Source organism: Scytonema hofmannii PCC 7110 (assembly GCF_000346485.2).
GTDB classification, from domain to species: Bacteria; Cyanobacteriota; Cyanobacteriia; order Cyanobacteriales; family Nostocaceae; genus Scytonema; species Scytonema hofmannii.
Window position 1 is genome coordinate 8,174,153 of record NZ_KQ976354.1, and the last position, 25,621, is coordinate 8,199,773.

Genomic DNA, 25,621 nt, shown 5'->3' on the forward strand with positions numbered 1-25,621 from the left:
AGTCGATAGTGGTTAGTGGTTAATGGTTAGTAGTTAGTGGTTAACAACTATCAACTAACAACTATCAACTAACAACTATCAACTCTATGCTCTATTCCGGTAAACTGATAGCTCGTCTACTCTCATTTCAAAAGGCATTCCCTGTCCTTTTGGCGGGCAAACGCGAATTTTAGCACTGCTAACAACTTTGTATAGTAATTCTGCCATATTTGTTAGCTGTTGCAAAATACGCCAATTTGTGATTTGGTCGGCACATTCGATAACTAAAGTCAAACCATTTGTCTGAGAGGTGACATACCACCTACAAGCAGCTAATAAATCTTGGATGTTGCGATCGCATCCTTCATAAAAATATCTGCTAATAGAATATTCTAGTTGCTGTCGTAAAATAATGTCTGCTGATGTTAATTGAACAGGATGTGAATCATCCTCGTGGCAGAAATGCCTTCTCTTCATCTTCCTCATTCCTTGATTGTTTCATTTATTGACCAATTACCAACGTGTAGAGAATATCTTTCTTCGTTTCTAGAAAATCGCTAGTTTCGTCATCAAAGAAAGCGCCAATACCACTACACTGAACTCACCAATCATTGCTAATTCTTTTCAAAGCTGAACTGCGGATATTCGAGTTGCTTTTGGGAACTTACCTGCGAAGCAGTTTCTATATAGCCATCTTCAGTTTCTATATCAAAATAATCAGTTCCGCAGACAAAAGGAACTTTTAGCCTGAGGCGTCTGACCTTTTTTGCTTGGAACTCACCAGAAATGGCACAAGCTGTAATAAACTCTTTGTTCTCAAAGCTTAAGTCTAAATTGAGAGCGAGTTTATCAAAATCAAAAATAAGTTGGATATCTTTGTTGTGAAAGTAACCTGAGGCTGCAATAGCACCCAAATGATGACCGCTATCTAGAATCTGTACCTCACACCTCTGTCTTGATATTTCCAACTAGACCTATAATAAACGCAACTGACTAAAAAAATGAATCCGTTGATACTATTATTCGGTGAAATATAACTTTCTAATCTATCATCAATCAATTCATAAATAAGAGTTAGACAATGATTGGCATTTTCACCACGACCATTTAAATTCTGAGTACTGTAGCCTTTTGCCATCATCCATTGACGAGTTGTTTCACTTAAAGAAGACTGCATACTCATTTTTGAGTTTTTGCTTCCAATCGTGCTTATTTCATATTTTTACATAAATTCTAAAAAATTATTTATTTTCACAATAATCATTCGTAAAAAATTTCAAGTAATTATGTGATGTAGCTTACTTATAAAAGAATCGTTTACTATCCGAAATCAACCAATCGGTGACAGGTCTAACACTGAATATTCATTCTATAGACGTAAAATAACGCTACTCTGAAGGTAGAAGATTTAAACAACAAAAATAAGTACCGTTTCATCAGAAAGCAAATACCTACTTACATGGTAAAAACTATGCACAATCGAACACAATTCATCAAAAATTTTGTTGCCAGCTTTCTGGGAGTCGCTGGCATAAGTGCTGTTATTGCTTTTCCTACTATAGGACAAGCCAACATTAACCCCGATACTTCTAAGAATTCTGAGCAGTCTCTTCTTGCTCAGAAGACTCCAGATACGACACGTCCTGCTCCTGGCTCTACAAATAATCGTACTGGTTCTCAAGCTAACATAGACCAAGAATTTGTTACTCAGGCAAGGCAAAGTGACCTCACAGAAATCCAGACAAGTCAGCTAGCTCTTCAACGTGCAAAAAGCCCTGAGGTGAGAAAGTATGCAGAACGGATGATTAACGAGCATAAAAATTCGAGCCAACAATTGACAAAAATAGCTCAACAGAAGGGTTACAAACTACCAACAACCATAGGTGATGCAAATAAAACCTTATTAACGCAACTAACGAATGCGGCTGGTACAGATTTTGACCAAGCATATATGCAAGCGCAGGTTACAGCTCATACTAAAACTCTAGCTAATTACCAAAACTACATCGATAACGGGACAGACGCTGAGTTAAAAGCCTTTGCTAGTAAAACTGCATCTGTTGTTGACACTCACCTAAAAATGGCACAGAGTATGGTAGGAAACTCAGGTGATTCTGGTTCCAGTTCCGGAACTTCGCCCAGTAGGAGTATACCTGGTACAAATACACCTAATACGAATACCCCAGATACGGGAACGACTCGTCCGACTCCAGATACAGGGCGTTAAGATTTCAGCAATTGTGAGGAACTTCCAATCTTGTGGTACGGGCATCTTGCCCGTAATTCATGAGCTTGTGGTACGGGCAAGATGCCCTTAATTAATTAAAGGCGGGCGAGGACGCCCACCCCACAAGATGGATAGTTTATTCCTTGGAAAGCTTTTAAGCTACTACTTTCATTTTTTCCGAGCAACGATCTGAAAAAGATACCAATATTGTCTTCTCCAAAGGTTTGTAATTGCATGCTCAGCGCTACGACAAACAATCTTTTCTGTAAATTTACAGAAATACTTTATTAGCTATTCTAGTAAATTTACGGAAGACGATAATTATGGTAGAGAGTTAGTATTAATTTGCTAGAATAAAAAAACAAAAAATACAGTATAAGAGTTAGCGCTAGCCACGCTATCGAAAAACAAATTTCCTTCTTGGGTTTGAGATGAGCATTTAGACAAAGGCGTGAGGAAAAAGGTAAAATGATTACCTTTTTCCTTCTTCCTTTTTATATTCTTTAGACTAGTGGTTCGCCACATTAATTTTGGTGGGTTAAGTTAGTCCATCTCCCCGACTTCGCATGAGTTGTCAGGGATCTGGCAAACCCTCAAAATCTATGAGATCTATACCAAGTAAGGTTCTTGGTGAGTCTTAATTGTGCAGTTAGAACGTGGGTAAGTTACGCAAAGCAGAGCAAACCCTTGTCCTACTTGCTCATCATCCAAGAATGTTTGGTCAGATTGGTCGATTTCACCTTCAACAACTTTTCCAACGCAGCTAGAGCAAGCACCTGAGTGACAGGAGAAAGGCAAATCAATACCTTGTTCTCCTGCTGCGTCTAGGATAGTAGTCTCTTCATCGACTTCAATTGTGGTATCGAGATTTTCTTTCTTGCTGATCAGTCTAACTTGATAAGTAGCCATTTTCCAAATCCTCGCACACTCGGTACATAATGGTTTTATGGCTTCAAGGGTGTGTAAATTTATAATTCGTAATTCATAATTTGTAATTGAGATGATAATTACGAATTAGCAATTACGAATTATGTACAGGGTGTACCTGCGGATGTGCAGTCAACTGTTTTAAAAGACTTTCCACAACCGCAAGTTTCTGTGGCATTGGGGTTGATAAACTTAAAGCCACTTTCCATCACCCCATCCACAAAATCAACAATCATTCCTTCCAACAACGACGCACTTTTGGCATCAACGTAAATACGCACTTTACCTTCTTGGCTTACTACGTCATCTGGTTGCGGCTTACTGGTAATTTCCATTGCATACTCATAGCCACTGCAACCACCGTCTTTGACAGAGATACGGATGCCTTTAGTTGGCGTAGTTGTTTCGGGTTCGGAACCTCGTAGTAACGCCCGCAGGTGAAATTCTGCTTTTTCTGTCAAAGTAACAGTCATTCAACATTCTCCTTAATTGCTAATTGCTAATTGTTAGTTGTTAGTTGTTAGTTGCTAATTGCGTTCTTACCATTAACCATTAACCATTAACCATTAACCATTAGCCATTAACTCGTTAATGTTTCCATCGGCGTAGATTGTGAGTATCTCCAAGGGGCATTGTTACCACAGACCGGACAGGAGCGATCGCGATAAGAACGACGCTTGGCGAACTCCATCCGAGCTAAGTCTATGGTCAGCAATTGCGATAACAGAGGCTGACTTAACCCAGTGATCAACTTGATAGCTTCTAACGCAGTCAAACAAGCCAGTGTGCCAGAAACAGCACCCAGAACTGAAAAACCGCGCCTATCCCAATCAGGCTTTTCAGGGAACAGGCAAGACAAGCAAGGAGTCACACCAGGAATAATCGTTGTGAGATATGCCTCCATTCCGTCCATTGCAGCTTCCACCATAGGCTTACGCCAGCGCACGCAAGCTTCATTTAGCAGATCGCGCTCTGTAAAGTTATGAGCGCAATCAAGAGTCATATCAGCTGATTGTACCAAGGAATCTACATTTTCCGGAGTGACATATTCATGCACTGCTTCTATAACGACATCAGGATTGATGGCTTCCAGAGTTTCTTTTGCTTTGAATACCCTTGGCTTACCTACCGAATCATGAGTCATAAGAACCTGACGATTCATGTCGTCAAGCCGCAGGTCACCACCCCGAACAAGAATCAGCCGCCCAACGCCAGCTACCGCAAGGTATAGCGCCGCTGTACCGCCCAATCCTCCTACACCCGTAACCAGAACTGTCGCTGACTTGAGGCGCTTCTGTGCTGTTTCTCCAAAATTAGGAAGCATCATTTGGCGACGATAGCGTTCTAATTCGGTAGGCGTTAGGTTTATCACTTTTTACCTCCTAATCAGAAGTGATTTCTGTCAGCGTAACTACATTTTTAGGCTTCTCATTAAACACTTTGAACAGCTTTTGTTCTTGAGGTGTTGAACAGATAAATACCTGATAAGCTTGTTGTAGCGCCTCACAATATTTACTTAACCTTTCCAGATCGCTGAGGTCAGTATAATTATTATCAATTTCCGCAATCAATTGAGAAAACTTTTTCAAAATATGCAGGCGATTGACATTAACAACCTTTTGATCGTAAGGAAGTTCAAAAAACTCAAAATATTCCTCTGCTTGTACAATTTCTTTGAATTTAGTATAATCCCAGGTCATTTTCCCTGCTCCAGTTTTTTTAGCTGTTGCTTAAGTTCATCTAATTGACGAAAAATTTCATAGGTGGCGGCAGCGACATCCATCAGTTGTTGGTAATCTGTGGGCAAACCTTCAGCCAGATCGTGCAAGTCCATTTTCATTTGACCTGCCTTACTATTGAGGCGTTTTATTTGAGTTTTTAAATCCTCAATACTAGTTGTTTCACTACCAGTTTGAGCCATCGGCATCTCCTCAAATTTTGGATGAGTGAACCGCAGATGAACGCGGATGAACGCGGATAAAAGAGAAAAATATCCGCGTTTATGTGCGTTTATCTGTGGTTGCAATTTTTGTAACAGATATAACGGATGGTTATCTGTCTCCTTCAAAGATATCTCATCCATCAATCTTGTTATGTTATCCGTTGCCAAAATCTAAAGATTAAAATTTTTAGATTTTGCTCACTTCTGGGTAATTTTTAGCTAGTTCGACTCCTTTTTGAACTAACTTTTCCCCCTCTTCTGACAATTTTTCTAATGAGTCAAAGCCAAAACGGTGGACATCTCGTAAAGTTTTAACAACTAACAAAAGACGACCAGAAAAGACTAAAGCCCAGCCAAAACCTTCATGGCTTAAATCAACGACAACTTGAGATAACAAACCTGTTTCTTGTTCAATACGAGCAGCTACAGCACGGTAAAATACCATAATCCGGGATAAAGTCATCGGTTCAACGTCACCCTCAACAGGTATTTCCCGTTTCTTTTGTTTGCTGACAACAAAGGGTTTGAGCAGTAAGTCATCTGACCAATTGCGAAAAGTTCCATAACTGTCTTGACCTCGGATTTGCTGCACTATTGCCTTGAGAAAAGGCGAGTTTAAAATATCGGCTGTAGCAGTTCCGTTTACACTATTAGATACACTCATACAGCAGCTTCCTCTTCTAATTCATTCTCAAAACTTTGGGGGTTTTCCTGTAGTGCTTTACGCAACCAAGGTGGTGGGCTTCCGTTTAAAGTTTGTACTAACTTGTCTAAAACATCAGCGATCGCATCTTCTTCAGAACGTGCTTTGACTGGAGTGACCCCTTGTTTGATTAACTTAGCAGCCGCAGTCCCACCAATCGCGGAAACATAAACAATTTTGCAATCAACTAATGCATCAAGTTTTGGTCCGACTTTATCTTCATTACCATCTTGTTTGAGATTACCATCAAACTTGAGAGTTTCTAGAAACTCATATCCATCTTTTGAGACTTCATACACATCAATCTCTTTTGACCATCCAAAATGAGCATTAATATGTATTCGGTCACTGGTTGTGAAAGCAACTTTCATTCTTGTTCTCCTCTCATCAAATTGTTTGTGATGAGTTATGAGTTATAAGCAGTAAATCAACGTTTACTACAGCTCATAATTCATAACTCATAACTTTTAACTACTCACAATGACAGGCGAGACGCCTGTCCTACGCCACTAACTACTGTACGGGTGCAAGGCCGCCGCGCCCCTACTGTACGGGCGCAAGGCATTGCGCCCCTACCAACTCTCTTAACTGGTGAGCTTTGGCTTCTTCCTCTTCCATAAAGATGTTGGCAATATCAAATAGAATATCTATAGTACCTCGGTAGCCTACTTTGGTATACAAACCATTACCTAAACGGTCAAAAATGGGAATACCTTGACGGTAAACAGGAATGCCCAAACGTTTTGCGATCGCAACAGTATGAGAGCTTCCAATCAATAGATCGGAACCAACAGCCAGTTGCTCAAAATCTTCTAAATCGCCAACAGTCACGCTATTGATTGGAAGTTTTTCCAACATAGGAGAACGAGTTGTGGTGACTGCTGCATGAATTTCAGCACCCATGGATTGTAAAAAGTAAACTGTTGAACCAAGTAAATCCGGTTCTAGTGCTAGAGACACTCGCTTACAACCAAAGAAAAAGTGAGTATCTAGCATGGCGTCTTGCAACTGACGGCGTTGGCGACGGTATTTTTCTGGTACCGCAGTCCCACTCAAATCTGCCAATGCTTGTAAAAAGTTATCAACTGGTTCTAATCCAGTTAGTTCGCCAAAAACTTCGTAGGGAATGTTAAAGCGATCGCGCAGAATTTTTGCTGCACCCCGCATGCTGTCACCTAAAGCTAAAGTGAATGCAGAATTACCAATTTCCCTCAATTCTGCCAAACTTGTACCGTTGGCTGTGATTGCACTATAAGAATCTTCCAAGTGACCATCTAAAGATGCAGCCAGATCGGGTACAACAATAGGTTTCAGTCCAAAAGCAGTGACTATCTCTTTTATTTCCTCAACATCCCCAGGGGTAAAAGCAGAACTTGGCAAGATGGCAATTTGCATGGGATGAGGATTTTGCTCATCACTTTTTTGAGCAAGTTCTCGGACTATGCTCTCTACAGCAGCAGCATATCCATCTTGCAAAGAACCTTTAAAATCTGGAGAAGAAACCAAGACAACTGGTAAGTTATCTAATTCTGGGTGACGTTTGCGAATACCCTTAAGAATGTGGGGCATATCATCCCCTCTAGTTTCCGTCAGTGCAGTGGTACACAAACCAATGATATCTGGCTTTGATCTTTCTGCTAGAGTGAGAATAGCTTGCTCAACATTCTCCTCTCCGCCCAAGATAGTGCTGACTTCCGACATTGCTGTCGTAGATAGGGGAATTGTTTCAGAGAAATGCTTCACTAATAAAGACTTAGCAAAAGCAGTACAACCTTGGGAACCGTGGAACAGTGGTATCATCCCCTTCAAGCCCAACAAAGCTAAAGCAGCACCCAAAGGTTGGCTGAGTTTTAAGGGATTCACAGCAACTGATGAATTGGTAACAGTAACGATCGCCATTTTAGATAACCTCCAGAGAAGGGGAGTGGAGAGTGGGGAGTGGGGAGTTGGGGATAAGAGAGGAAGAAATTTCCCCCTCTCCCCCACTCTCCCTCTCCCCCCCTCCTGTTTTTTCCCAAGGCGCAGGCTTGCGGACTTGTTCCCACACAGGGCTATAGACGGCTTCATATAATTCTCTTGCCATTTCTAACATTCCTGTATAGCCAGCGTAAGGGTGATGGCGTTCTTGGTTGATATGGAGGAAAGGAATTCGAGCTTTCAAGGCGGTGTACTGATTTCGTCCCCCAGCAATTAACATATCAGCTTTAGTTTCTTTAATAATCCGCAAGAGTTCTTTGGGGCTTTCTTGTTCCAACATGATGCCATCTTTACCCAGCAACTTTTTGATGCGGGCTTTGTCTTCTTCCGTGCTTTTCCTGGTACTTGTAGCAACAACTTCCATTCCCAAGTCTTTAGCTGCAGAAATGATAGACCAACTCTTCACACCTCCCGTGTAAAGAACAATACGCTTTCCTTTCAATTTCTCACGATAAGGAGCGAGTGCTACATCAAGAACTGCGGTTTCTTCTGCAATCAGCTTTTCAGTACGCTCTTGTAAATCTGAGTCACCCAACTTTGCAGCAATATTCCGCAAACAGCGGTTCATATCTTCTATACCGTAGAATGACTCTTCCGTGTAGGGAATACCATAGCGCTCTTCCATTTTTGTTGCCATGTTTAGCAACGCTTTGGAGCAAATCATCACATTGAGTTTAGCCCGGTGAGCGTAACAAATTTCTTGATAACGAGCATCACCTGTAATTTTTGCTAAGACTCTGATACCTAATTTCTGAAACAGTGGCAAAACGCTCCACATTTCACCTGCAACATTATACTCGCCAATAAGATTAATATCATAAGGTGTAGTATACTCTGGTTCACTTGAACGCTTTGTACAACATCTTGATGAGATAGGTAGAGCTTAACGGCTGAAGCTGTATCGTACTGCAACAAGTTATTATACTTACCAATAACGAGTGACTGTATATAGCAGTCCTAAATGATTTACAAACACCAAGAAACCCGGTTTCTTTGAGAAACCGGGTTTCTGATAGCTATTGTATCAAGAGTTTATTACTTGAAAAAGAATACACTATTGCGCTTTAATAAAAGTCAAACCAATTTATCTATTTATAGTAGAGTCAGTAAAAATGAATTCAGAACAAGAACTACTAGCTAAATGGCGTACCCTACCCAAAGAAAAACAAGATGAAGTTTTAGATTTTGTCGAATTTCTCCAAGTCAAGACAGTAAAATCACAACCCATAACCCCTACCAATAAATCTCAACTTGGACAACGCTTACGCCAAATACGCGCTGAAATTGTCGCATCAGGCGAACCCTTATTAACTAGAGACGAACTTGAGAAAGAAATAGCCAGTCGTCGCGGTGGTTTACAAGAAGACGCATGAAAATAAGTTTTATTGATTCTGGAGTGCTAGTTACTGCTGCACGAAGCGTAGGAGAATGGTCCGAAAAAGCTTTATCTATTTTAGAAGACTCTGAACGAGAATTTGCATCCAGTGAGTTCATTAAGCTAGAAGTAATTCCTAAAGCTGTTTACAATCGACAAATCAAAGAAGTTGAATTTTATGAAACATTTTTTAAGACTGTCAGCTATTGGACACCGGATTTAAATAAAATAGTTCAAGATGCTTATCAAATTGGTAATCAATACGGTTTTGCTGCAATGGATGCGCTACATTTAGCTGCTGCTCTGTCAATTGGTGCGGAAGAGTTTATTACAACCGAAAAACCAACAAAACCAATGTTTCGGGTATCGGGCATTAATATAGTCTCTATTTTAGATTGATATCAAAGAGTATTATTTACAATTGTATTAAGTTGTGTTTACTAAACTGAAAACAGTTATTGGGGTTAATGATATTCTTCTATGATCGCTCTGGTTGCACCTGACAACAGCACTCTTCATTTTAAATCAATAGTAAGTGGAACAAGAGCACGAGCGCAAGCTGTATAATCTTCGCTCTTCTTAAATTTTGTTTTTATTATCAAGTCAAAACGTTTAATATATATTGCTAAAAGAGACAACGCTTTTTCTTTATCTTGAGGACTAGAAAAATTGAGTTGACGGGTACTAAAAAGTTGAGGTATTACCTGTAAACTACACTTTTATTCTCTAGTCCGTAGAAAGGTTATATGCATACTGTCAAGGCAACCATATCACAATTTTTGTAAAGTCAGCGTAAATCTCTTAAAAAAATTATGAGGTTTTGGTTAAGATTAGTATTTACTTAAAACATTATATCTACAGGCCAGACCTGGTCATTTAAAAATAGTTAACAGTAACCTATACCGGGCAGTTACTAGCGATCGCTAATAACTGCTAACAGATAACTTAACTTACTGTATTGACTGTTGAACGAGCTTTAAGCTTGCTTAACCAATCTTTTACTATGCCTTTCAACTTGAGTTCTGTATGGAGCTGCCACTCAAAGAAAGGAGCCAGTCCAAAAGACAGGGTAAAAAGGCGCATCTGCAACAATGGTGAATCTCCCAACTGTTTTAGGAGATTGACAAGTTCGGCTTGTTCCTCTTGATTAAAGATAGGAATAAAACAATAGGCAGAGTGCAAAACTGCCATCTTGCGTCTCTGCTTGTCTAGTACCTTTGTATCCCAACCCCGACGTTGAAAAGCTGGTAAAAAACTTTCGGTGAAAATCCGAACGTACCCTTTTAATTGCAAGTGCTTGCGTTTGGATCTGGTTCTTTTGACGTCAGTCCAGACTCGATAGCAAGCTAGTATTTCATCTGAATAGACATTACCATAGCCTGCATCTGCAATTCTGACAGATAGATCGTAATCCTCCACAAATTCAGGACGGTTTTCATAATACCTCAGTTCCTGTAATGCTTTGGCCTGAAACATGACGATGTTTGCTGCGACTCTATAGCCGGGAGTCCAACCGTTGTGACCATAGGTTAACCCAAACATTGTAAAATTCTTCTTCTTTTTCCTCTTACTTTGCGCTCTTTGCGTCTTCGCGGTTTTTTTCACTCGTCAATTGTGAGTTGACAGACCAGTAGGTAAGTTCGGGGTACAGCCCGGATACGTGCATTCGGAGAGCGAAAATTTGTATACTGCATAGCTTTTCAGACTTAGAATGCTGATTTGATAAGGTCGAGGGTAACATTATTGTTCCACCCCTTTTATTGAATTTTTGAATATTATACTCTACAACCTTTTAATCTTCTTTATTCTTGCGCTTCATCTTGAAAAAGCTTAGGCGATCGTCTAGCATTGATATCACAAATTTTGGGTGTATTTACAGATTGTTAGTAGTCAAACTACTTCTCAAGTATAAGAGCAACAGCAAACAAATAACTAGTACTATACTCTGACTGTAAATATGTCAATAACCCGCCTGCACAATTTTTTAACTACCAAAAGGTATAAATCTCAGATGATATTTTGGTTCAGTTTAAGTCTGACTTTTGCAATGATTTATAGTCTTTTAGAACTAAAGCAGGCATTCAGTAGTGCTTACGTAGTACAAGACGATGCGCGGGTATATGTATCTTGGATGCAAAGATTTTTAGAGCAAGACTTGCTGCCAAATGATTTGATTACCGATTATTTTCAATCTGTAACACCATTTGGATATGCTGCTCTCTATCGACTCATAGCCTCTGTGAGTATCGATCCACTTTACGCAAGCAAAATCCTGCCAGTCTTGTTGCTTTTACTGACAACTGGCTACTGTTTTGCCGTCTGTATGCAGATATTGCCAGTCCCAGCCGTAGGATTTATGACCACGCTACTCTTCAATCAAAATCTGGTCATGAGAGATGATTTAGTCTCTGCTACGCCTAGGTCTTTTATTTATCTGCTGTTTCTAGCTTTTGTATACTATTTGCTGCGAGGCAATGCACTTCCATGTCTGGGCGCGATCGCACTTTCTGGATTGTTTTACCCACCGTTGCTGTTTATCTTATCTGGAATCTTAATCTTGAGGGTATGGCATTGGCAAGAAAAGCTTCCCCGTTTATCCCAGAATCGCCGAGATTATGTGTTTAGCGTTACTGGGCTAGGACTTGCCTTGATTATGATGCTCCCTTATGCCTTGAGTTCTACTGAGTATGGCTTTGCAGTTACAGGGAATGCAATTAGAGCATTACCAGAATTTTCTGAAACAGGACGAATACCTTTTTTTGATGACAATCCTTTTCAGTTTTGGCTATTAGGACAGCACAGTGGTATTCTGCCAAATATATTAGAACACCCACTCTCCTCAATTGGTTTTTTATTACCGATACTGCTGCGCTATCCCGAACGCTTTCCCTTAGTTAAACAAGTTACCAGCAACGTCAGACTTTTACCAAAGATTGCACTGGTATCTTTGGGGATGTTTTTTGCTGCCCATTTCACGCTTTACAAGCTCTTCGCTCCCGCCCGTTATACGCGCTATACACTCAAGTTTGTCATCATTCTGGCAGCCGGAATAGCGATCGCAGCAATACTGGATGCAGTTTTTCGCACGAGCAAGAAGTCTATTCAATTTCCAGAGCGACGGCAGTTTTTAGCCTTCGGGTTAACAGTCTTATTAGGAACTACGCTCGTCTTTTATCCTCTGTTATTGTCACGCTTTCCAAACAGCAATTACATCAAAGGTGAAGCACCAGTCGTATATGAGTTTTTTCGGAAACAACCTAAAGATATTCTCATTGCTGGGTTGTCATCTGAAACAGATAACGTGCCAACATTTTCCCAACGAGCTATCTTGGTTGGCTGGGAGTATGCAGTTCCTTACCATACCAGATATGATCGCGAAATTAGACAACGAGCTACCGATCTCATTCGCGCCCAGTACACTCAAAATTTGGCAGAAGTTCAAAATTTTATTCAGACCTATGGGGTAGATTTTTTCCTGCTAGATCGCACAGCATTTACACCTGAATACATCAAAACTAATCCTTGGCTGAAACAGTGGCAGGTCCTAGCAAAAGATATTTTAGCTACACTAGAGCAGGGCAATGTTCCAGCTTTAGTCAGTACACTACAGCATTGTTCTGTAGTAGAGACGGAAACATTGATTGTACTCCAGGCAAAATGTGTGACTCAGAATTGACCGAGCTTGGGTCTTGGATACGAATGGTGCGAAGAAAAGGCAAATGGCATAAGGGGAAGCGATCGCACTACCGCTTCAAGCTATAAGCGCGACTGGCTCAATCAACTAGGCAACCTGCAACGGCTTTGAGGGAAGCATTCTAGGTTCTGGTAATGGCTCTCCCTCCTCAGTTAAGATTTCAATAAAAGCCTCAATGACTTCCTGACCGTTTTTTGCAGCTTCTTCATAAGTTTTGCCATGGGTATGAAACTGCTGCCAAGGAAACTCAGGCAAATGTACTAAGAAGAGTTGATCCTCTTCTGACCACTGAATCACCATACTATAGCGATAGCTCATCCTTCTCCTTCCTCGTTTTCAGTTTCTTCCAGTTTTTTCAGTGCTTTCTGAATGCTCTTCTCTAAATATAGCGGAGCATCATCTCCATCTTTACCAGGAATAGTTAACGGTTCTTTAGGTAATAACGGATGTTTCCAAAAGGTATGACTTCCTTTACCCCGACCTGGCTGAAGGACATAACCTGCTTTTGCCACCATTGCCTTCAATTCTCTAATTTTCTTGGGCATACGTTCCATTTCTCTGATTAATGGTTCGTCCTCATTGGGAAGGCGATACCTTCGGTAAGCTACGCTAACGCAGGCAACGATAGCAACATCTGGCACTAGCGAGTAGGGAGGTACGATGCAGCGTAGCTCCTGCACTGCTTCAAATTGAGCGGTACGAGCATTGATATAATTGACTAAGTTGCGTTGTAGTCGTGAGTGAAAAAGGGTTAGCATTGTTTTTTGGACGGCTCGCCCATCAATTAATTCCCATGCAGGAGAAGCCTCAATATTAGGTTGAGTAAGAAACTCTGCGAGTGGAATCTTTGCGATTGACTGGGGCATATCTGTTGACAAAATTTCACTATGCTTGTTTGCACAGACTCTTACTATATTTCAATTTCACAATCATATCCCCTAGCCTAAGGGAAGGGGGGAGCGATCGCCTAAAAAATGCTCTACAATAGTTTTTAGCATAACATCGGCTAAAATGCCTGCCACGTAAAGATTTCATCAATTGAAGATTATGAGTCTTTTAACATTAAATTTAGACACCGTTCACCTGACAGATGAACAGTTCTACGAAATCTGTAAAAATAACCACGAGTTGAAATTTGAACGAACTCCCAGAGGAGAATTAATTATTATGTCACCCGTTGGCGGAGAAAGTGGCAATCGAGAAGCCGACTTAATTATCGATTTGGGAATCTGGAATCGGCAAACCGGACTCGGTTATACCTTCAGTTCCTCCACCATATTTAAGTTACCCAATGGTGCCGATCGTTCTCCTGATGCCGCTTGGATTCAGCAGCAACGCTGGGTAGCACTCACGCCCGAACAAAGGCGTAAATTTCCCCCTATCGCACCAGATTTTATCATTGAGTTAAGGTCGGCAACAGACGATCTAGAAATGTTGCGATCCAAAATGCAGGAATATATGGATGCAGGGGTGCAATTGGGATGGTTGATTAACCCCCAACAGCAGCAAGTAGAAATTTATCGCCGAGGAGAGGATGTGGAAGTGCGAAATCTTCCCACAGATTTATCGGGTGAAGATTTATTGCCCGGATTTAACTTGCGCTTATCCCTGTACTGATAGATGGTAAAGTATCAAGCCGCGATCCTGAGAGTCAGACGTATGGGGTATATTTTTTCTTACTGGATCGCACAGCATTTACACCTGAATATATCAACACTAATCCTTGGTTTAGACAGTGGCAGTTCATCGCAAAAGATATTTTAGCTACACTAGAGCAGGGAAATACCCCGGCTATAGTCAGCACACTCAATCGTTGTTCTGTAGTGGAGACTGAGATATTGATTGTACTCCAGGCAGAATGTGTGACAACTCAGAATTGATCGAGCTTGGGAACAATTGCGGATAGTGCTAGTGATAAAGTTAGCGATCGCAACTTTCTTTGTTTTAACTGCCGGAAGTGCGATCGCTTATGCTAGATGAGTTAGAATCAGCATAGTGTACATTCGCGCTAATTATCGGTCTGGAATCCCAGCTTACAACTATGCAAGTTACCTTCGATTTACCTGATGATTTTGTCGCGCAGTTGCACCCACTTGAAGACAAACTGCCACAAATTTTAGAGTTGGGATTGCGAGAACTCAATGCGATCGGTCAGAGTGAATTTTCAGGTGTAGCTGAAGTGCTGGAATTTCTAACCAGTCTCCCCACTCCCGAAGCCATTATTGCCCTACGTCCTTCTAAAACCCTACAAGCTCAGATCTCTGCTCTGCTGGAGAAAAATCATACGGTGGGTTTGACACCTACAGAAGAACAGTTATGGCAAGGGTATCAGTACCTGGAACATATCGTGAGAATGGCTAAGGCTAGAGCATTCGTAAAGCTTAAGGAAGTTCAAGGGAAATGAGTACGACCTACATTCCTGTTGCTTTGCGAAAACAGGTTTACGAACGGGCAAGAGGCTGCTGTGAATATTTCCTAATATCGGATTTAGTCACTTTTGCTCCTCACGAGATTGACCATGTCATAGCAGAAAAACATGGGGGCTTGACTGAAGCCAAAACCTAGCCCTTTCCTGCACCTTATGCAACAAGCACAAAGGAAGTAACCTTACATCCATCGATCCAGAAACAGGAGAGATTGTGCCACTTTATCATCCTCGCAAAGACTTATGGCGCGAGCATTTTGAATTCAAAGGTGCTGAAATTTTCCCCTTAACAACCAAGGGTCGCGTCACAATTCGACTATTACAGTTGAATCGTCGTGATAGAGTCGAGGAGCGTCAATTTTTGCTACAGTCTGGAATGTATACTGCAAACAGCGAATAGTTTCGGTCTTGTTTCTTGATACTAATAAGCTATTGTCGCCGAGTCATAGCCATAACAGCGCTAACTGTTAGTTCGGGTAAAACTCCTAAGCTTGGCAGAAACTGTTCTCCCGAATAAATTACGGGTAGGTCATCTCCCTGCCAAACCCAAATTTGCTGACGGGCAAGATCGATTAACCAAGCTAATTGCGTTCCATTGCTGAGGCAGTGAAGAATCTTGTTTTGCAAGTCTAAGGTACTTTGGTCGGGTGAGCGAATTTCAATTAACCAATCTGGCGCTCCATCAAGTGGCCCGTCCTCATCGGAAAAGCGCTCGCAAGCAACAATAGCAATATCTGGTACTGGTGAGTAGGGAGGTATGATGCAGCGTAGCTCTTGCACTGCTTCAAACTAAGTAGTACGAGCGTTAATATAATTGACAAGGTTGCGTTGTAGTCGTGAGTGAAAAAGAGTTGGCATTATTTTTTGAACGGCTCGCCCATCAATTAATTCCCATGCAGGAGAAGCCTCAATATTAGGTTGAGTAAGAAACTCTGCGAGTGGAATCTTTGCGATCGACTGGGGCATATCTGTTGACAAATTTTGCTTGCCTGATGACTTATTAACTTATAAATTCTACACTGGTCTTCGCGAGCGCTGCTTATCCAGAAAGGTAGAGGGAATAACTTCCTTGTCCTTGCCCAAAAAAGCAGCATAATCTTTCAGAATTTGTGCAAGCTTAGAATAAACAGTCATCGCGAGCCATTATACTATTACTCTTTTCTCGTTTTTAAAAAGTTTATTTTTCTTGTTTATATGGCGTATTTAAATATAAATTATGTGGTTGGTATTGCTTATTCGTTCGCTGCTAACAGAAAAATTTCAGGCAACAAATAAGCTAAAAACATCACTACAGAATGTTTTATGGCTTCAGATCGTTCTCAAAAAGTCCTAAAAATGCTCAACGACAGGTTACTCGAAGCTTATGAAAGATACTATGGGAATTTGAAGATTGGGGATATGTCTCCTGACGAATTCATCAAAACCTACGGATGTATTGAGGATAGACTTAATGGCAATTTAAAACTAGGAGTTACAACCCCTTCTGAATCTACTTCAACCTTCTCTACAAACTCAGCCAATGCAGCTCGCAGTTCTGAGTCATCCAATGATTCCCAGAATGTAGCTTGAGAAGCAATGACGATTTTTCTCTTGGCATTTTCAAAAGTATCGTTATCAACAATTCTACTTGGAATTGATAGGGTACTAATGGTTGCTTCTATTTTCGCGATCGCTTGAATTATGTCTGGGTTGGAACTCCGAAGTCCCCGCAAAACTGACAATTCGTTAGTTAACTTTTCTATTTGCTTGGTATTAACAACTTGTGTCGTCGCCGATTGATTTTCCAGATGCTCGATTAATTTCGGTGCATATTCGCATAAAGCTGCGATCGTCTTGGCTACAATTTCCCGCAATCGAGTACATTTTGAATTTTTGCAGTGATATTTTCCTGGTTTATTGTAATTCACGCACCGCATATACTCGGTTCTCGTTTTATGTCGGGAAAAGTTACGGTACATACCTCCTTCACAATGGGTACACTTAATTAAGCTTGCAAGTGGATAGTCGCCACGTGTTGATTTTGCCGAACTCCGATACCTCCTATTTGCTGACAATTTCTGTTGAATTGCGTCTACTGTGGCTGGGGTAATTAGGGCTTCGTGCGTATTGAAATTGATTATTGGTTCCCGATTAATACCTTTTTTCTTTTTTATGAAATAAGCTGTATGTCCCTGTAGAGCCAGGTTTTTGATCCAATCTCGCAAACCGGCAACAGTAAAAACTATTTCATATTCGTTGTAAATATAATTACATACATCTTTAAGCGATCGCATTTCCAAGATTAAATCAATAATAATTTTTGCGAGTTCAGAATAAGTTTTTCCTGATTTTTCGTGAATCTTTTTATTAGGCGTTAACCGATGATTTTCATCTTTGGCATATCCAAAGGGCGGAACGCAAAACTTTAATTGCTGACGAAAATACTCGTTTCCTTGTTTAACCCGTTGGGACAATAGCCTTGATTCAAACTCAGCAAGCCCGGACATCTGGTTGATGCTAAACCACCCAAACGGGCTATTTGGATCGACAGGTGCATCGAGTACCCGTAGATTGACATTATGCCTCACAAAAATGTCGATTGTCTTATGAATAGTAATCACACTTCTACCCAAGCGATCGACACGAGTTATGATAATTTCGTCAACTTGGTTTTGTTGTACCAACTTCAGCAACTCATTAAATTGTTTTCGAGCATCGTTGCGTCCCGACTCAATGTCAATCAAGACTTCCATTGCACCCGCTGCTTTTAATCTAGCTATTTGCTGATTGAGTGCGTCAAACTCTTCCGCTTGTTCTTGGGTGCTAACACGGGCGTAACCGTAAACTCTCATGGGAATCTGTTCAAATCAGTCTCAAAATCATATCACAAAAGGTGTGGTTGTAAGTGCTTAGGTTCACGCGTACCAACAACATGCTCCAAGAGAGCTTCACCTGCAAGGCGGTTGCCAAAATTCTTGCTACCAATGAAACCAGGAGCATTAACAGGGATAACGGGAGTGTTGATTTTCTCGCCAGCTGCTTTACACACTGCATCTAAGTCTTCACCAATCAGAGCAGTGACACAGGTAGAGTAAACAAATATAGCAGCAGGATGATAGCGCTTTTCAATTTCCAGAATAGCTTTATACAGCTTTTTAGCTCCACCAAAGATGACATCCGTTTCATCCATATCAGTGGTAAAGCCAGTCTTGTACAGCATTGGACCAGAAGAGAAACTACCGCGACTTCCCCAAGAATTACCAGAACAAGCGATCGGTCCGTGAACTAAATGAGCAGCATCGGTAATAGGTACTAGAGCGATCGTAGCACCATCAAAAGCACAACCCCCTTGAGCAGCACCCGGTTTGGGTAATTGGGAGCAAGATTTATTTTTCTTGTCTCCATGCTTGTCTTTATTATGTTCGCAACCGGGCTGAGTCAGCAACTCATTAATTTTACTTTGGTTAATTTTCATTTAATTCCTCTCTTAAGAATGTTAGTGGTTAATGGTTAATGGTTAGTGGTTAGTAGTGAACTAGTAACCACTAACAACTAACAACTAACTAACAAATATATTTCGTAATATCTTCTCCACATTCATCAGCTAAGTAAGATAAAGCACGGAAACGCAAAGCAACAAACTCGTCATATAACGGATTGAGTTTACAAAGAGGCGGAATGTGGAAAGTACGTCCAAATAATTTAATATCTCGCTCAAAAGGACAACAGCAAGGAATCAGTTGACAAAGAAGATGAGCGAGGCGAGCATTTCTAATTTGAATTTTATCGACCAAACGACGCAAAGGATATAGAATATCAAAGGAGCCAGATTTTTTGTTGTTTGGTGGATGATAGTTTGGATGAGTGTGGGTATGAGTTACCGTTTCCATAATAGACAATCGGAAAAAAAGTAAAAGAAAAAGGAAAAAGAAAAGCGATTGGGGGATTGTTAGTAGTTAGTAGGGGCGCAAGGCATTGCGCCCGTACAGTAGTTATTAGAGAATTTAATCAACAACTAACAACTAACAACTAACAACTAACCATTAACCTTTTCCTTTTCCTTTCTTGGCACGTCGCAGGTTAACGCAATTCCTAGCGAATCAAGTCGAAGGAAATATCGGTCTTACCAGTAATGTTGGTGTTACGATCCAACTCATCCAGAAGCGTGTTAACAACCCAGTTGAGTAGGTTTAAACCACCTTGGTAACCAACGGTTGGGTAGCGGTGCAGGTGGTGACGGTCGAAGAGAGGATAACCAATCCGCACCATTGGGATCTTGGTATCGCGCCACAGGTACTTACCGTAGGAGTTGCCTACAAAGAAGTCTACAGGTTCAGTGAACAAGAGACTGCGTAGATGCCACAAGTCTTTTTGAATCCAAACAGTCGCTTGCTTACCGAAGGGGCTAGCGCTGAGGATTGCTTGCATTTCTTTCTTGAATTCCTCATCGCCATTGTTACAGAGGATGTGTACTGGTTCAGCACCCAACTCCAACAAGAAGCTAACTACACTAACGATTAAATCTGGATCGCCGTAAATTGCGAACTTCTTGCCATGAATCCAAGCATAGGAGTCTGTCATGGCATCTACTAAGCGTCCCCGTTCGATTTCTAACTCTTCAGGGATGGGCTTACCAGTTAATTCTGACAGTGTCATTAGGAATTCATCAGTTCCTTTAACACCCCAAGGACGCAATACCTTGGTTTGTTGACCCCACTTGTCTTTGATATACTCTTGTGTCTTCTGAGTGGTGTAGCGTTGTAAGAACACGGTTCCATTTGCATTGATAGAATCAGCCGCATCTTCTAGCTTGGTACCACCTGGGTACATATTGTACTCACCGTTGTTAGGTGAATCCAGATAATCGCTGTTATCAGCCAGGATGGTATGGTCAATTCCCATCAAGCCCAGCATCCGCTTGATTTCGCGGTTGTTACCAGTATAGGTATCAAATCCAGGAACAAAGTTCAGCTTGCCGTTGGTGGTATTTTTCTTCTTACCTTCTGTCAAATTAGACAGAATTCCCTTCATCATGTTGTCATAGCCAGTGGTGTGAGAACCAACAAAGCTAGGAGTGTGAGCAAAAGGTACGGGGAAATCCTTGGGAATTGCATCTGCATTCTTAGCATTACCAATGAATGCGCCCAAGTCATCACCAATAACTTCTGCCATACAAGTGGTGCTAACAGCAATCATTTTGGGCTTGTAAAGTTGGTAAGCAACTTGCAAACCTTCAATCATGTTGTTCAAACCACCGAATACAGCAGCATCTTCAGTCATAGAAGAAGAAACGGCGGAGAACGGCTCTTTGTAGTGACGGCTAAGGTGAGTACGGAAATAAGCAACGCAACCTTGAGAACCTTGTACAAAGGGTAAAGTACCTTCAAAACCAGCAGCAGCAAAAATAGCTCCTAAAGGTTGACAACCTTTCGCAGGGTTAACGGTTAATGCTTCACGAGCAAAGTTCTTTTCACGGTACTCCCAGCTTTTTGTCCACTCAGAAACCCGTTCTACTTCTTCGGGGCTGTGTCCGCCTTCAAACTGTTCTTTTTTGTTCTTGAATAACTCTTGGTATTCTGGTTGTTGGAACAGTTCTGCGTGGTCTTTAATTTGTTCTGGATTCTGAGGCATTGATGTTCTCCAAGCTTGCTGGGTTATATGTTTTGGGCATTGGGCATTGGGCATTGGGCATTGGGCATTGGGCATTGGGCATTGAGGATTAGGGATTGTTTTCTAACCCCTACTCCCTACTCCCTACTCCCTACTCCCTACTCCCTACTCCCTACCCCCTAGTCAGGCACTACCTGAGAATACTTAGTGAAAAAGGGGGCTGCTGCCTTACTCGTCTTATTTAGTAGGGAGAAAGCAGAACCTCCCTTGTTATATTCTTTGTTCTCTCGTTCTTTGTTCTTTCATTCCTGGACTACAGCCTGGGAATGCATTCAGTGTGGGCGGCTGCCTCATCTTTTGTTACCAAGCAACAGCTTGGTAACATATCTCTTTAGAAATTAAACACTAACTTTAGCTTTAGCAGTTTCTTTCTTCCAAGGAGTTGGAATAATATCCCAAGTGGGGCTGTTAAGAGCCAAATCCATGTCACGAGCAAAAACTGCAAAGCCGTCATAACCGTGATAAGGACCGGAGTAACTCTTTTTATGCTTTAATAAATTCTAGCTGTGTAATGTTTGCTGCAAGCAATGTCAAAGCTAAACAGTGTTTGCGGATAACACATTTATTTTTAGACTAAATTTAGGCTAAAGACACCCCAATGGAAAAACAGGGTACTGACAAATATCAGCAAGCTTTTGAAGACTTAGAGCCAGTTTCATCCACTGATGGCAGTTTTCTTGGCTCAAGTCTGCAAGCACAGCAACAAAGAGAGCATATGCAAAATAAAGTATTACTGGAGTTAGAGAGAGTTAATCAGCGTTTGAAGTCAGCAAAGACAAAGGTGACAATTCGAGTATCGAACGGAAGCTTGCAGTTACGCGCTACGTTACCACTTAAACCGGGAGACAAGAACACAAACGGTACCGGAAGAAAGCAATATAATCTCAGTTTAAATATTCCCTCTAACTTAGATGGGTTGAAAACTGCTGAGGAAGAAGCATACGAATTAGGCAAGTTAATTGCAAGGCATAGCTTTCAATGGAATGATAAATATTTAGGAAATGAAGCTACTAAAAAAAGTTTCAAAACCATAGGAGAATTACTGGAAAAATTTGAAGAAGAGTATTTTAAAACACATAAACGAACTATAAAGAGCGAACACACTTTTTTCTATTACTTTTCTCGCACAAAACGATTTACTAATCCAAATGATTTTGCATCTCCAGAAAATTTCATAGAATCAATTGAGAAAATTGATAAGGAATGGTCAAGATATAATGCAGTTCGAGCGATCGCTGCATTTTGCCTCACATTCAAAATTGAAATTGATTTATCCAAATATTCCAAAATGCCTGAGTGCAATTCCCGGAAGATACCTTCAGACGAGAAAATATGTACGGGAATTATGAAATTTGAAGATTACTTAAATACTAGGGGACATCAAGTCAATCAAGATGTCAAAGATAGCTGGCAACTTTGGCGTTGGACGTATGGAATGTTAGCGGTTTATGGTTTGCGACCAAGAGAACTTTTTATTAATCCCGATCTTGATTGGTGGTTAAGCCAAGAAAATGTAGACTTGACATGGAAAGTTCATAAAGATTGTAAAACCGGAGAGAGACAAGCATTACCGTTACATAAACAATGGATTGAGGACTTTGATTTAAGAAATCCCAAATATGTAGAGATGTTAGCAACGGCAATTAGCAAGAAAGATAAAAATAATTATGCAGAAACAACAGCATTAACTCAAAGAGTAAGTTGGTGGTTTCGTAAAATCGGATTGGATTTTAAACCTTACGATTTACGCCATGCTTGGGCGATTCGGGCGCATATTCTAGGAATACCAATTAAAGCGGCGGCGGATAATTTAGGGCATAGCGTGCAAGTACATACTCAAACTTATCAGCGTTGGTTCTCGCTGGATATGAGGAAGCTAGCGATGAACCAGGCTTTGAGTAAGAGAAATGAAATTGAGTTTATTCGGGAGGAAAATGCGAAGTTGAGGATGGAAAATGAGAAGTTAAAGCTGGAGATTGAAAAGTTGAAAATGGAGCTTGTTTATAAGCGGAGTTAAAAATACTGTCTTTCTACTAGTGCCTAGGTTCGCACCGTCTGTCAGTTATGCCATGTATGGACTACAACCATGGGGGCGCAAGGCTTTGCGCCCTTACCGACGGCGTAGTTTGTTTAAATGAAAACGGCTGTAAGGGACTTCCAAATAAAAAAATGTCCCAAAATTTCTTGTGGTGCGGGCATCTTGCCCGCCATTAATAAGAGACGGGCTTTGACGCCCATCCCACATTCCGGGGATAATTTATTTTTTGCAGTTACCTAACTAACAAAAATCTCAGTTGTTGAGTTTAGGAGAACTTGATAATATTAACAAAGTAGGCGATCGCAGTACCAGATTGGCAAAAACACTATGGCAAAGCGTAAAAAAAGCAATCTAGAGTGGATGAAACAAACGCTTGAACTAAAACCAGACCATCACTGGGAAGGTCCACCTGGTTATAAAATCTTTGTGGCAGATCGAGGAGCGGTTCGCTTCAACATACCTCATGATTGGGCTTTTGAGCCACAAGAAAAATCATTTAAGTTCTTCGATAAAGAACCGCCTGACGAGGATTGCTGTCTGGAAGTCTCTTTCAATCGCCTACCACCTCATGACTGGAGCCAGTTTCCGCTAAAATCCACTTTGAGGAAAGTTTTGGAAAAAGAAACTCGCAATGTCATTGCCAAGGGAGAAATAGTTACTGTCAAGCGCCAAACTGCCAAGATTGTCTGGACAGAGATTAGGTTTATGGACACCCAGACGGAGCCACGGGAAGCTTTCTCGCGGACTTGCATCGGTATAGGGTCGAACATTCAATGCTTGATTACCTTCGATTATTGGGTAGACCAAGCAGAACAGCTAACACCTGTTTGGGATGAAGTGATGCGTAGTCTCACACTAGGGTTGTATATCCGCGACCCATTGACTGGTGTGGCTTTTCCAGATTAATATTCCAAGCGATCGAGGAATGGATTAACGACTTCTTGAGTCTCTTTACTACTCACAACCGGAACAATTTCAAAAGTCGCTCCCGAACCACGCCATTTCAGAATCCATTCCTGAAGTAAGCGCAAATCATTACACTCCATAAGCTGAAAACATCTACTAAAATTAGGTTCTACCCAACTATCAATGTATTTCAGACCTTCGGGAAACATTCTTCCTTCCTCGCGAACACGCTGATAGATGGGCAGCATATCGTTATCTTTGGAGCGTTCAATAATCATGAATAACATTTGATAGTCCTTCAATCCTAACTAACATACTTAATTAATCTTAACGAAGTTAGAATTTTTAATACCGCTTCATTTGAGCGAGATCCAAACCATATAGGAGAACTAATGCGAACTCAGATTAATTATCGTCGCAAACCTCTAGTAGTAAAGCTCTTATTTAAGCCAAAATTTATTTGGGATTTACTACAGATCTATGAATTTTTCAATTTTCTACTAGAATTGGATTGTCCACTGGAGGATGCCGCCCGATAAGTTTATCTGCGGCGCGAATACTAATTACACGTTCGCGGTTCAATGCTAATGCAGCTATTGTTATCCCAATAACAGTTAAACCAATAATATATAATTTATCTGCTAACTAAATGAAATGGTCGTTCCAATTATCTCTTCTTGGATTAAATAGAGGAACTTCAGTACCAGAATCAGAATCAATAGCTGTTGTTTTATCAGATTTTTTACGGTTACAGTGAAAGCAGGCTAGCGCTAAGTTATCAATCGTATCTAATCCGTTTTTGTTTAATGGAATAATATGTTCAATTGTAAACTCTACATATTGCCATTGCTCAGAAGCATGACAGTATTCGCAAAGGCAATTAGCACGCTGGCGTACCAGAGTTTGGGTATCTTTAGGAATTGGACGACGTGCAGCCATATTGAAAAATTAGATGCTTGTTTGTGTTAAGAAAGTATTACGAATAGTTCGATTTATAAAGCTGAGATAATCATCAATTTCTTCATAAAGGTCAAGTTCTCGTTCTTCCTCAGAATTCAGTGAAGAGTTTTTTTATTTTATCAATAATTCTTCTATACGATGTTGAACTGTACTGGAAGCCCGAAAGATGGGAATTCCTTCAACTAATTCGATACGAATGGCTCCTTCAAGTGGTAGATTATAGGCAAATTTTGTAATTTTGGTGGAAGTAACATTATCGTAAGTTTTTTATTTTTGATATATGGATCTAGTAATATTATAAGGAAAATACTGATAGGAAAGACGACGCCACCAATAATCAAACCTCGCAGTTGCGAGCGGGCTAGTGCAGGGCGGCGTAAACATGCATACTATTCTCGACACTGCAAGCAATCTAATTTTCGGAACCTCTAATGGTATGTTTACTTGTGCCTAGCTGTACTAGTATCCGGGCTGCGTGTTAGCGAAGCCTCTCGAAACGAAAATCGCGTGTCTTTCTTTGGGAACCAAAAGGGTTGAGTCGTATTTTAGCTCCTAGCGGAAATGCATAATTATCTTAACTCCCAAGAGCTGCTAACCAAGACTGCAAATCAGCCACACTGGTAAAATCTAAAAATGCTTCACTCAAATCTTCCAGAACAGGCAAAGGCAAACTAGAAATTGAAGAGCGCATTTCCCCAGAAAGTTCTCCAAATCGCTTTGTTAGCTGTCGAACAATCAGATTAGCAGCCTCTTGCTGTCGTCCTTCTTCCTTAATTTCCTGATAAACTCGCGTCTCCTTGATTGTTACTCCCAGCATTG

At 40.9% G+C, this 25,621-nt stretch carries 29 protein-coding genes and 6 pseudogenes; 10 read left to right on the top strand and 25 right to left on the bottom strand.

Annotated elements, in window-relative coordinates; translation table 11 throughout:
* Positions 1-84: 84 nt before the first annotated feature.
* On the bottom strand, positions 85-456 hold the full coding sequence (locus WA1_RS34515; protein ID WP_017743473.1) for a hypothetical protein: 372 nt from the start codon (positions 454-456) through the stop codon (positions 85-87).
* A 143-nt stretch (positions 457-599) separates the two neighbouring features.
* A pseudogene (locus tag WA1_RS53695) lies at positions 600-1,075 on the bottom strand (nitroreductase family protein); the annotation flags it as partial.
* A 375-nt stretch (positions 1,076-1,450) separates the two neighbouring features.
* On the opposite strand from WA1_RS53695, the gene WA1_RS34530 reads away from it, so the two are divergent.
* The gene (locus WA1_RS34530; RefSeq protein ID WP_051077048.1) at positions 1,451-2,206 is read left to right on the top strand and encodes a DUF4142 domain-containing protein; all 756 of its coding nucleotides are present in this window, start codon (positions 1,451-1,453) and stop codon (positions 2,204-2,206) included.
* 609 nt (positions 2,207-2,815) lie between these two features.
* On the opposite strand, the gene WA1_RS34535 is transcribed toward WA1_RS34530, so the two are convergent.
* The 9 genes and pseudogenes from WA1_RS34535 to WA1_RS34575 all read right to left on the bottom strand — a co-directional run.
* Positions 2,816-3,115 (bottom strand): 2Fe-2S iron-sulfur cluster-binding protein, encoded by a 300-nt coding sequence (locus tag WA1_RS34535; protein ID WP_017743471.1) that lies wholly within the window; start codon positions 3,113-3,115, stop codon positions 2,816-2,818.
* 119 nt (positions 3,116-3,234) lie between these two features.
* Entirely contained in the window at positions 3,235-3,606 is a 372-nt protein-coding gene (locus tag WA1_RS34540) for a HesB/IscA family protein (RefSeq protein ID WP_017743470.1), read from the bottom strand.
* Between the two features lie 107 nt (positions 3,607-3,713).
* Positions 3,714-4,505 (bottom strand): HesA/MoeB/ThiF family protein, encoded by a 792-nt coding sequence (locus WA1_RS34545; protein ID WP_017743469.1) that lies wholly within the window; start codon positions 4,503-4,505, stop codon positions 3,714-3,716.
* A 10-nt stretch (positions 4,506-4,515) separates the two neighbouring features.
* Entirely contained in the window at positions 4,516-4,833 is a 318-nt protein-coding gene (nifW, locus tag WA1_RS34550) for a nitrogenase-stabilizing/protective protein NifW (RefSeq protein WP_017743468.1), read from the bottom strand.
* On the bottom strand, positions 4,830-5,054 hold the full coding sequence (locus tag WA1_RS34555; protein ID WP_017743467.1) for a CCE_0567 family metalloprotein: 225 nt from the start codon (positions 5,052-5,054) through the stop codon (positions 4,830-4,832). Before WA1_RS34555 ends, nifW begins: the two co-directional genes overlap by 4 nt.
* Positions 5,055-5,262: 208 nt before the next feature.
* Positions 5,263-5,739, bottom strand: coding sequence for a NifX-associated nitrogen fixation protein (locus WA1_RS34560; RefSeq protein ID WP_017743466.1), 477 nt, complete (start codon positions 5,737-5,739; stop codon positions 5,263-5,265).
* The gene (gene nifX, locus WA1_RS34565; protein ID WP_017743465.1) at positions 5,736-6,149 is read right to left on the bottom strand and encodes a nitrogen fixation protein NifX; all 414 of its coding nucleotides are present in this window, start codon (positions 6,147-6,149) and stop codon (positions 5,736-5,738) included. Before nifX ends, WA1_RS34560 begins: the two co-directional genes overlap by 4 nt.
* A 172-nt stretch (positions 6,150-6,321) precedes the next feature.
* Complete coding sequence (nifN, locus tag WA1_RS34570) at positions 6,322-7,677, bottom strand: nitrogenase iron-molybdenum cofactor biosynthesis protein NifN (RefSeq protein WP_017743464.1); 1,356 nt, start codon at positions 7,675-7,677, stop codon at positions 6,322-6,324.
* 1 nt (position 7,678) lies between these two features.
* Positions 7,679-8,602, bottom strand: a pseudogene (locus WA1_RS34575) (nitrogenase component 1); the annotation flags it as partial.
* A gap of 265 nt (positions 8,603-8,867) precedes the next feature.
* Between WA1_RS34575 and WA1_RS34580 the strand changes: the two are divergent.
* Positions 8,868-9,128, top strand: coding sequence for a DUF2281 domain-containing protein (locus WA1_RS34580; RefSeq protein ID WP_017743462.1), 261 nt, complete (start codon positions 8,868-8,870; stop codon positions 9,126-9,128).
* Entirely contained in the window at positions 9,125-9,529 is a 405-nt protein-coding gene (locus WA1_RS34585) for a type II toxin-antitoxin system VapC family toxin (protein WP_017743461.1), read from the top strand. The genes WA1_RS34580 and WA1_RS34585 overlap by 4 nt, the downstream gene beginning before the upstream one ends.
* Before the next feature lie 546 nt (positions 9,530-10,075).
* Here the strand turns inward: WA1_RS34585 and WA1_RS34590 are convergent.
* Positions 10,076-10,633 (bottom strand): annotated as a pseudogene (locus tag WA1_RS34590) (glycosyltransferase family 2 protein); the annotation flags it as partial.
* Between the two features lie 508 nt (positions 10,634-11,141).
* Here WA1_RS34590 and WA1_RS34595 point away from each other — a divergent pair.
* Positions 11,142-12,806 (top strand): hypothetical protein, encoded by a 1,665-nt coding sequence (locus WA1_RS34595; protein ID WP_201789138.1) that lies wholly within the window; start codon positions 11,142-11,144, stop codon positions 12,804-12,806.
* Between the two features lie 105 nt (positions 12,807-12,911).
* Here the strand turns inward: WA1_RS34595 and WA1_RS34600 are convergent, their stop codons facing one another.
* The 3 genes and pseudogenes from WA1_RS34600 to WA1_RS55780 all read right to left on the bottom strand — a co-directional run.
* Positions 12,912-13,142: a type II toxin-antitoxin system HicB family antitoxin gene (locus WA1_RS34600; RefSeq protein WP_017743458.1), complete on the bottom strand. Its 231-nt coding sequence runs from the start codon at positions 13,140-13,142 to the stop codon at positions 12,912-12,914.
* Positions 13,139-13,369, bottom strand: a complete 231-nt coding sequence (locus tag WA1_RS55775) for a type II toxin-antitoxin system HicA family toxin (protein ID WP_033335163.1) — start codon at positions 13,367-13,369, stop codon at positions 13,139-13,141. The genes WA1_RS34600 and WA1_RS55775 overlap by 4 nt, the downstream gene beginning before the upstream one ends.
* Positions 13,370-13,447: 78 nt before the next feature.
* A pseudogene (locus WA1_RS55780) lies at positions 13,448-13,690 on the bottom strand (Uma2 family endonuclease); the annotation flags it as partial.
* Positions 13,691-13,871: 181 nt separating this feature from the next.
* Between WA1_RS55780 and WA1_RS34615 the strand changes: the two are divergent.
* The 4 genes from WA1_RS34615 to WA1_RS61425 all read left to right on the top strand — a co-directional run bounded on the left by WA1_RS34615 (position 13,872) and on the right by WA1_RS61425 (position 15,649).
* Positions 13,872-14,441, top strand: a complete 570-nt coding sequence (locus WA1_RS34615) for a Uma2 family endonuclease (RefSeq protein ID WP_017743456.1) — start codon at positions 13,872-13,874, stop codon at positions 14,439-14,441.
* A gap of 424 nt (positions 14,442-14,865) precedes the next feature.
* Entirely contained in the window at positions 14,866-15,228 is a 363-nt protein-coding gene (locus WA1_RS34620; RefSeq protein ID WP_017743455.1) for a hypothetical protein, read from the top strand.
* Complete coding sequence (locus WA1_RS61420) at positions 15,225-15,389, top strand: HNH endonuclease (protein WP_336389819.1); 165 nt, start codon at positions 15,225-15,227, stop codon at positions 15,387-15,389. Before WA1_RS34620 ends, WA1_RS61420 begins: the two co-directional genes overlap by 4 nt.
* 74 nt (positions 15,390-15,463) lie before the next feature.
* Positions 15,464-15,649, top strand: coding sequence for a hypothetical protein (locus WA1_RS61425; RefSeq protein WP_336389820.1), 186 nt, complete (start codon positions 15,464-15,466; stop codon positions 15,647-15,649).
* Positions 15,650-15,678: 29 nt separating this feature from the next.
* Here WA1_RS61425 and WA1_RS34630 read toward each other — a convergent pair whose 3' ends face one another.
* From WA1_RS34630 to WA1_RS61925, 7 genes and pseudogenes are all read right to left on the bottom strand, one after another.
* Positions 15,679-16,029 (bottom strand): Uma2 family endonuclease, encoded by a 351-nt coding sequence (locus WA1_RS34630; protein WP_017743454.1) that lies wholly within the window; start codon positions 16,027-16,029, stop codon positions 15,679-15,681.
* 9 nt (positions 16,030-16,038) lie between these two features.
* On the bottom strand, positions 16,039-16,227 hold the full coding sequence (locus WA1_RS60565; protein WP_272819298.1) for a PDDEXK family nuclease: 189 nt from the start codon (positions 16,225-16,227) through the stop codon (positions 16,039-16,041).
* Between the two features lie 446 nt (positions 16,228-16,673).
* Positions 16,674-18,080, bottom strand: coding sequence for a fdxN element excision recombinase XisF (xisF, locus tag WA1_RS34635; protein ID WP_017743451.1), 1,407 nt, complete (start codon positions 18,078-18,080; stop codon positions 16,674-16,676).
* A gap of 41 nt (positions 18,081-18,121) precedes the next feature.
* Positions 18,122-18,703, bottom strand: a pseudogene (locus WA1_RS34640) (nitrogenase component 1); the annotation flags it as partial.
* Between the two features lie 88 nt (positions 18,704-18,791).
* The gene (locus WA1_RS34645) at positions 18,792-19,118 is read right to left on the bottom strand and encodes a Mo-dependent nitrogenase C-terminal domain-containing protein (RefSeq protein WP_017743449.1); all 327 of its coding nucleotides are present in this window, start codon (positions 19,116-19,118) and stop codon (positions 18,792-18,794) included.
* Positions 19,119-19,320: 202 nt separating this feature from the next.
* Positions 19,321-20,859: a nitrogenase molybdenum-iron protein subunit beta gene (gene nifK / locus WA1_RS34650; RefSeq protein WP_017743448.1), complete on the bottom strand. Its 1,539-nt coding sequence runs from the start codon at positions 20,857-20,859 to the stop codon at positions 19,321-19,323.
* Positions 20,860-21,236: 377 nt separating this feature from the next.
* Positions 21,237-21,386: pseudogene (locus WA1_RS61925) on the bottom strand (nitrogenase molybdenum-iron protein subunit alpha); the annotation flags it as partial.
* Between the two features lie 110 nt (positions 21,387-21,496).
* Here WA1_RS61925 and WA1_RS34655 point away from each other — a divergent pair.
* Entirely contained in the window at positions 21,497-22,915 is a 1,419-nt protein-coding gene (locus tag WA1_RS34655; RefSeq protein WP_017743447.1) for a site-specific integrase, read from the top strand.
* Positions 22,916-23,263: 348 nt separating this feature from the next.
* Positions 23,264-23,842 (top strand): hypothetical protein, encoded by a 579-nt coding sequence (locus tag WA1_RS34660; protein WP_017743446.1) that lies wholly within the window; start codon positions 23,264-23,266, stop codon positions 23,840-23,842.
* Here WA1_RS34660 and WA1_RS34665 read toward each other — a convergent pair.
* From WA1_RS34665 to WA1_RS34675, 3 genes are all read right to left on the bottom strand, one after another.
* The gene (locus tag WA1_RS34665; protein WP_026134653.1) at positions 23,839-24,129 is read right to left on the bottom strand and encodes a DUF3303 domain-containing protein; all 291 of its coding nucleotides are present in this window, start codon (positions 24,127-24,129) and stop codon (positions 23,839-23,841) included. The genes WA1_RS34660 and WA1_RS34665 overlap by 4 nt on opposite strands.
* A gap of 358 nt (positions 24,130-24,487) precedes the next feature.
* Complete coding sequence (locus tag WA1_RS34670) at positions 24,488-24,781, bottom strand: HNH endonuclease (RefSeq protein WP_017743443.1); 294 nt, start codon at positions 24,779-24,781, stop codon at positions 24,488-24,490.
* A gap of 595 nt (positions 24,782-25,376) precedes the next feature.
* Positions 25,377-25,619, bottom strand: a complete 243-nt coding sequence (locus WA1_RS34675) for a DUF4351 domain-containing protein (RefSeq protein ID WP_017743442.1) — start codon at positions 25,617-25,619, stop codon at positions 25,377-25,379.
* Positions 25,620-25,621 lie beyond the last annotated feature (2 nt).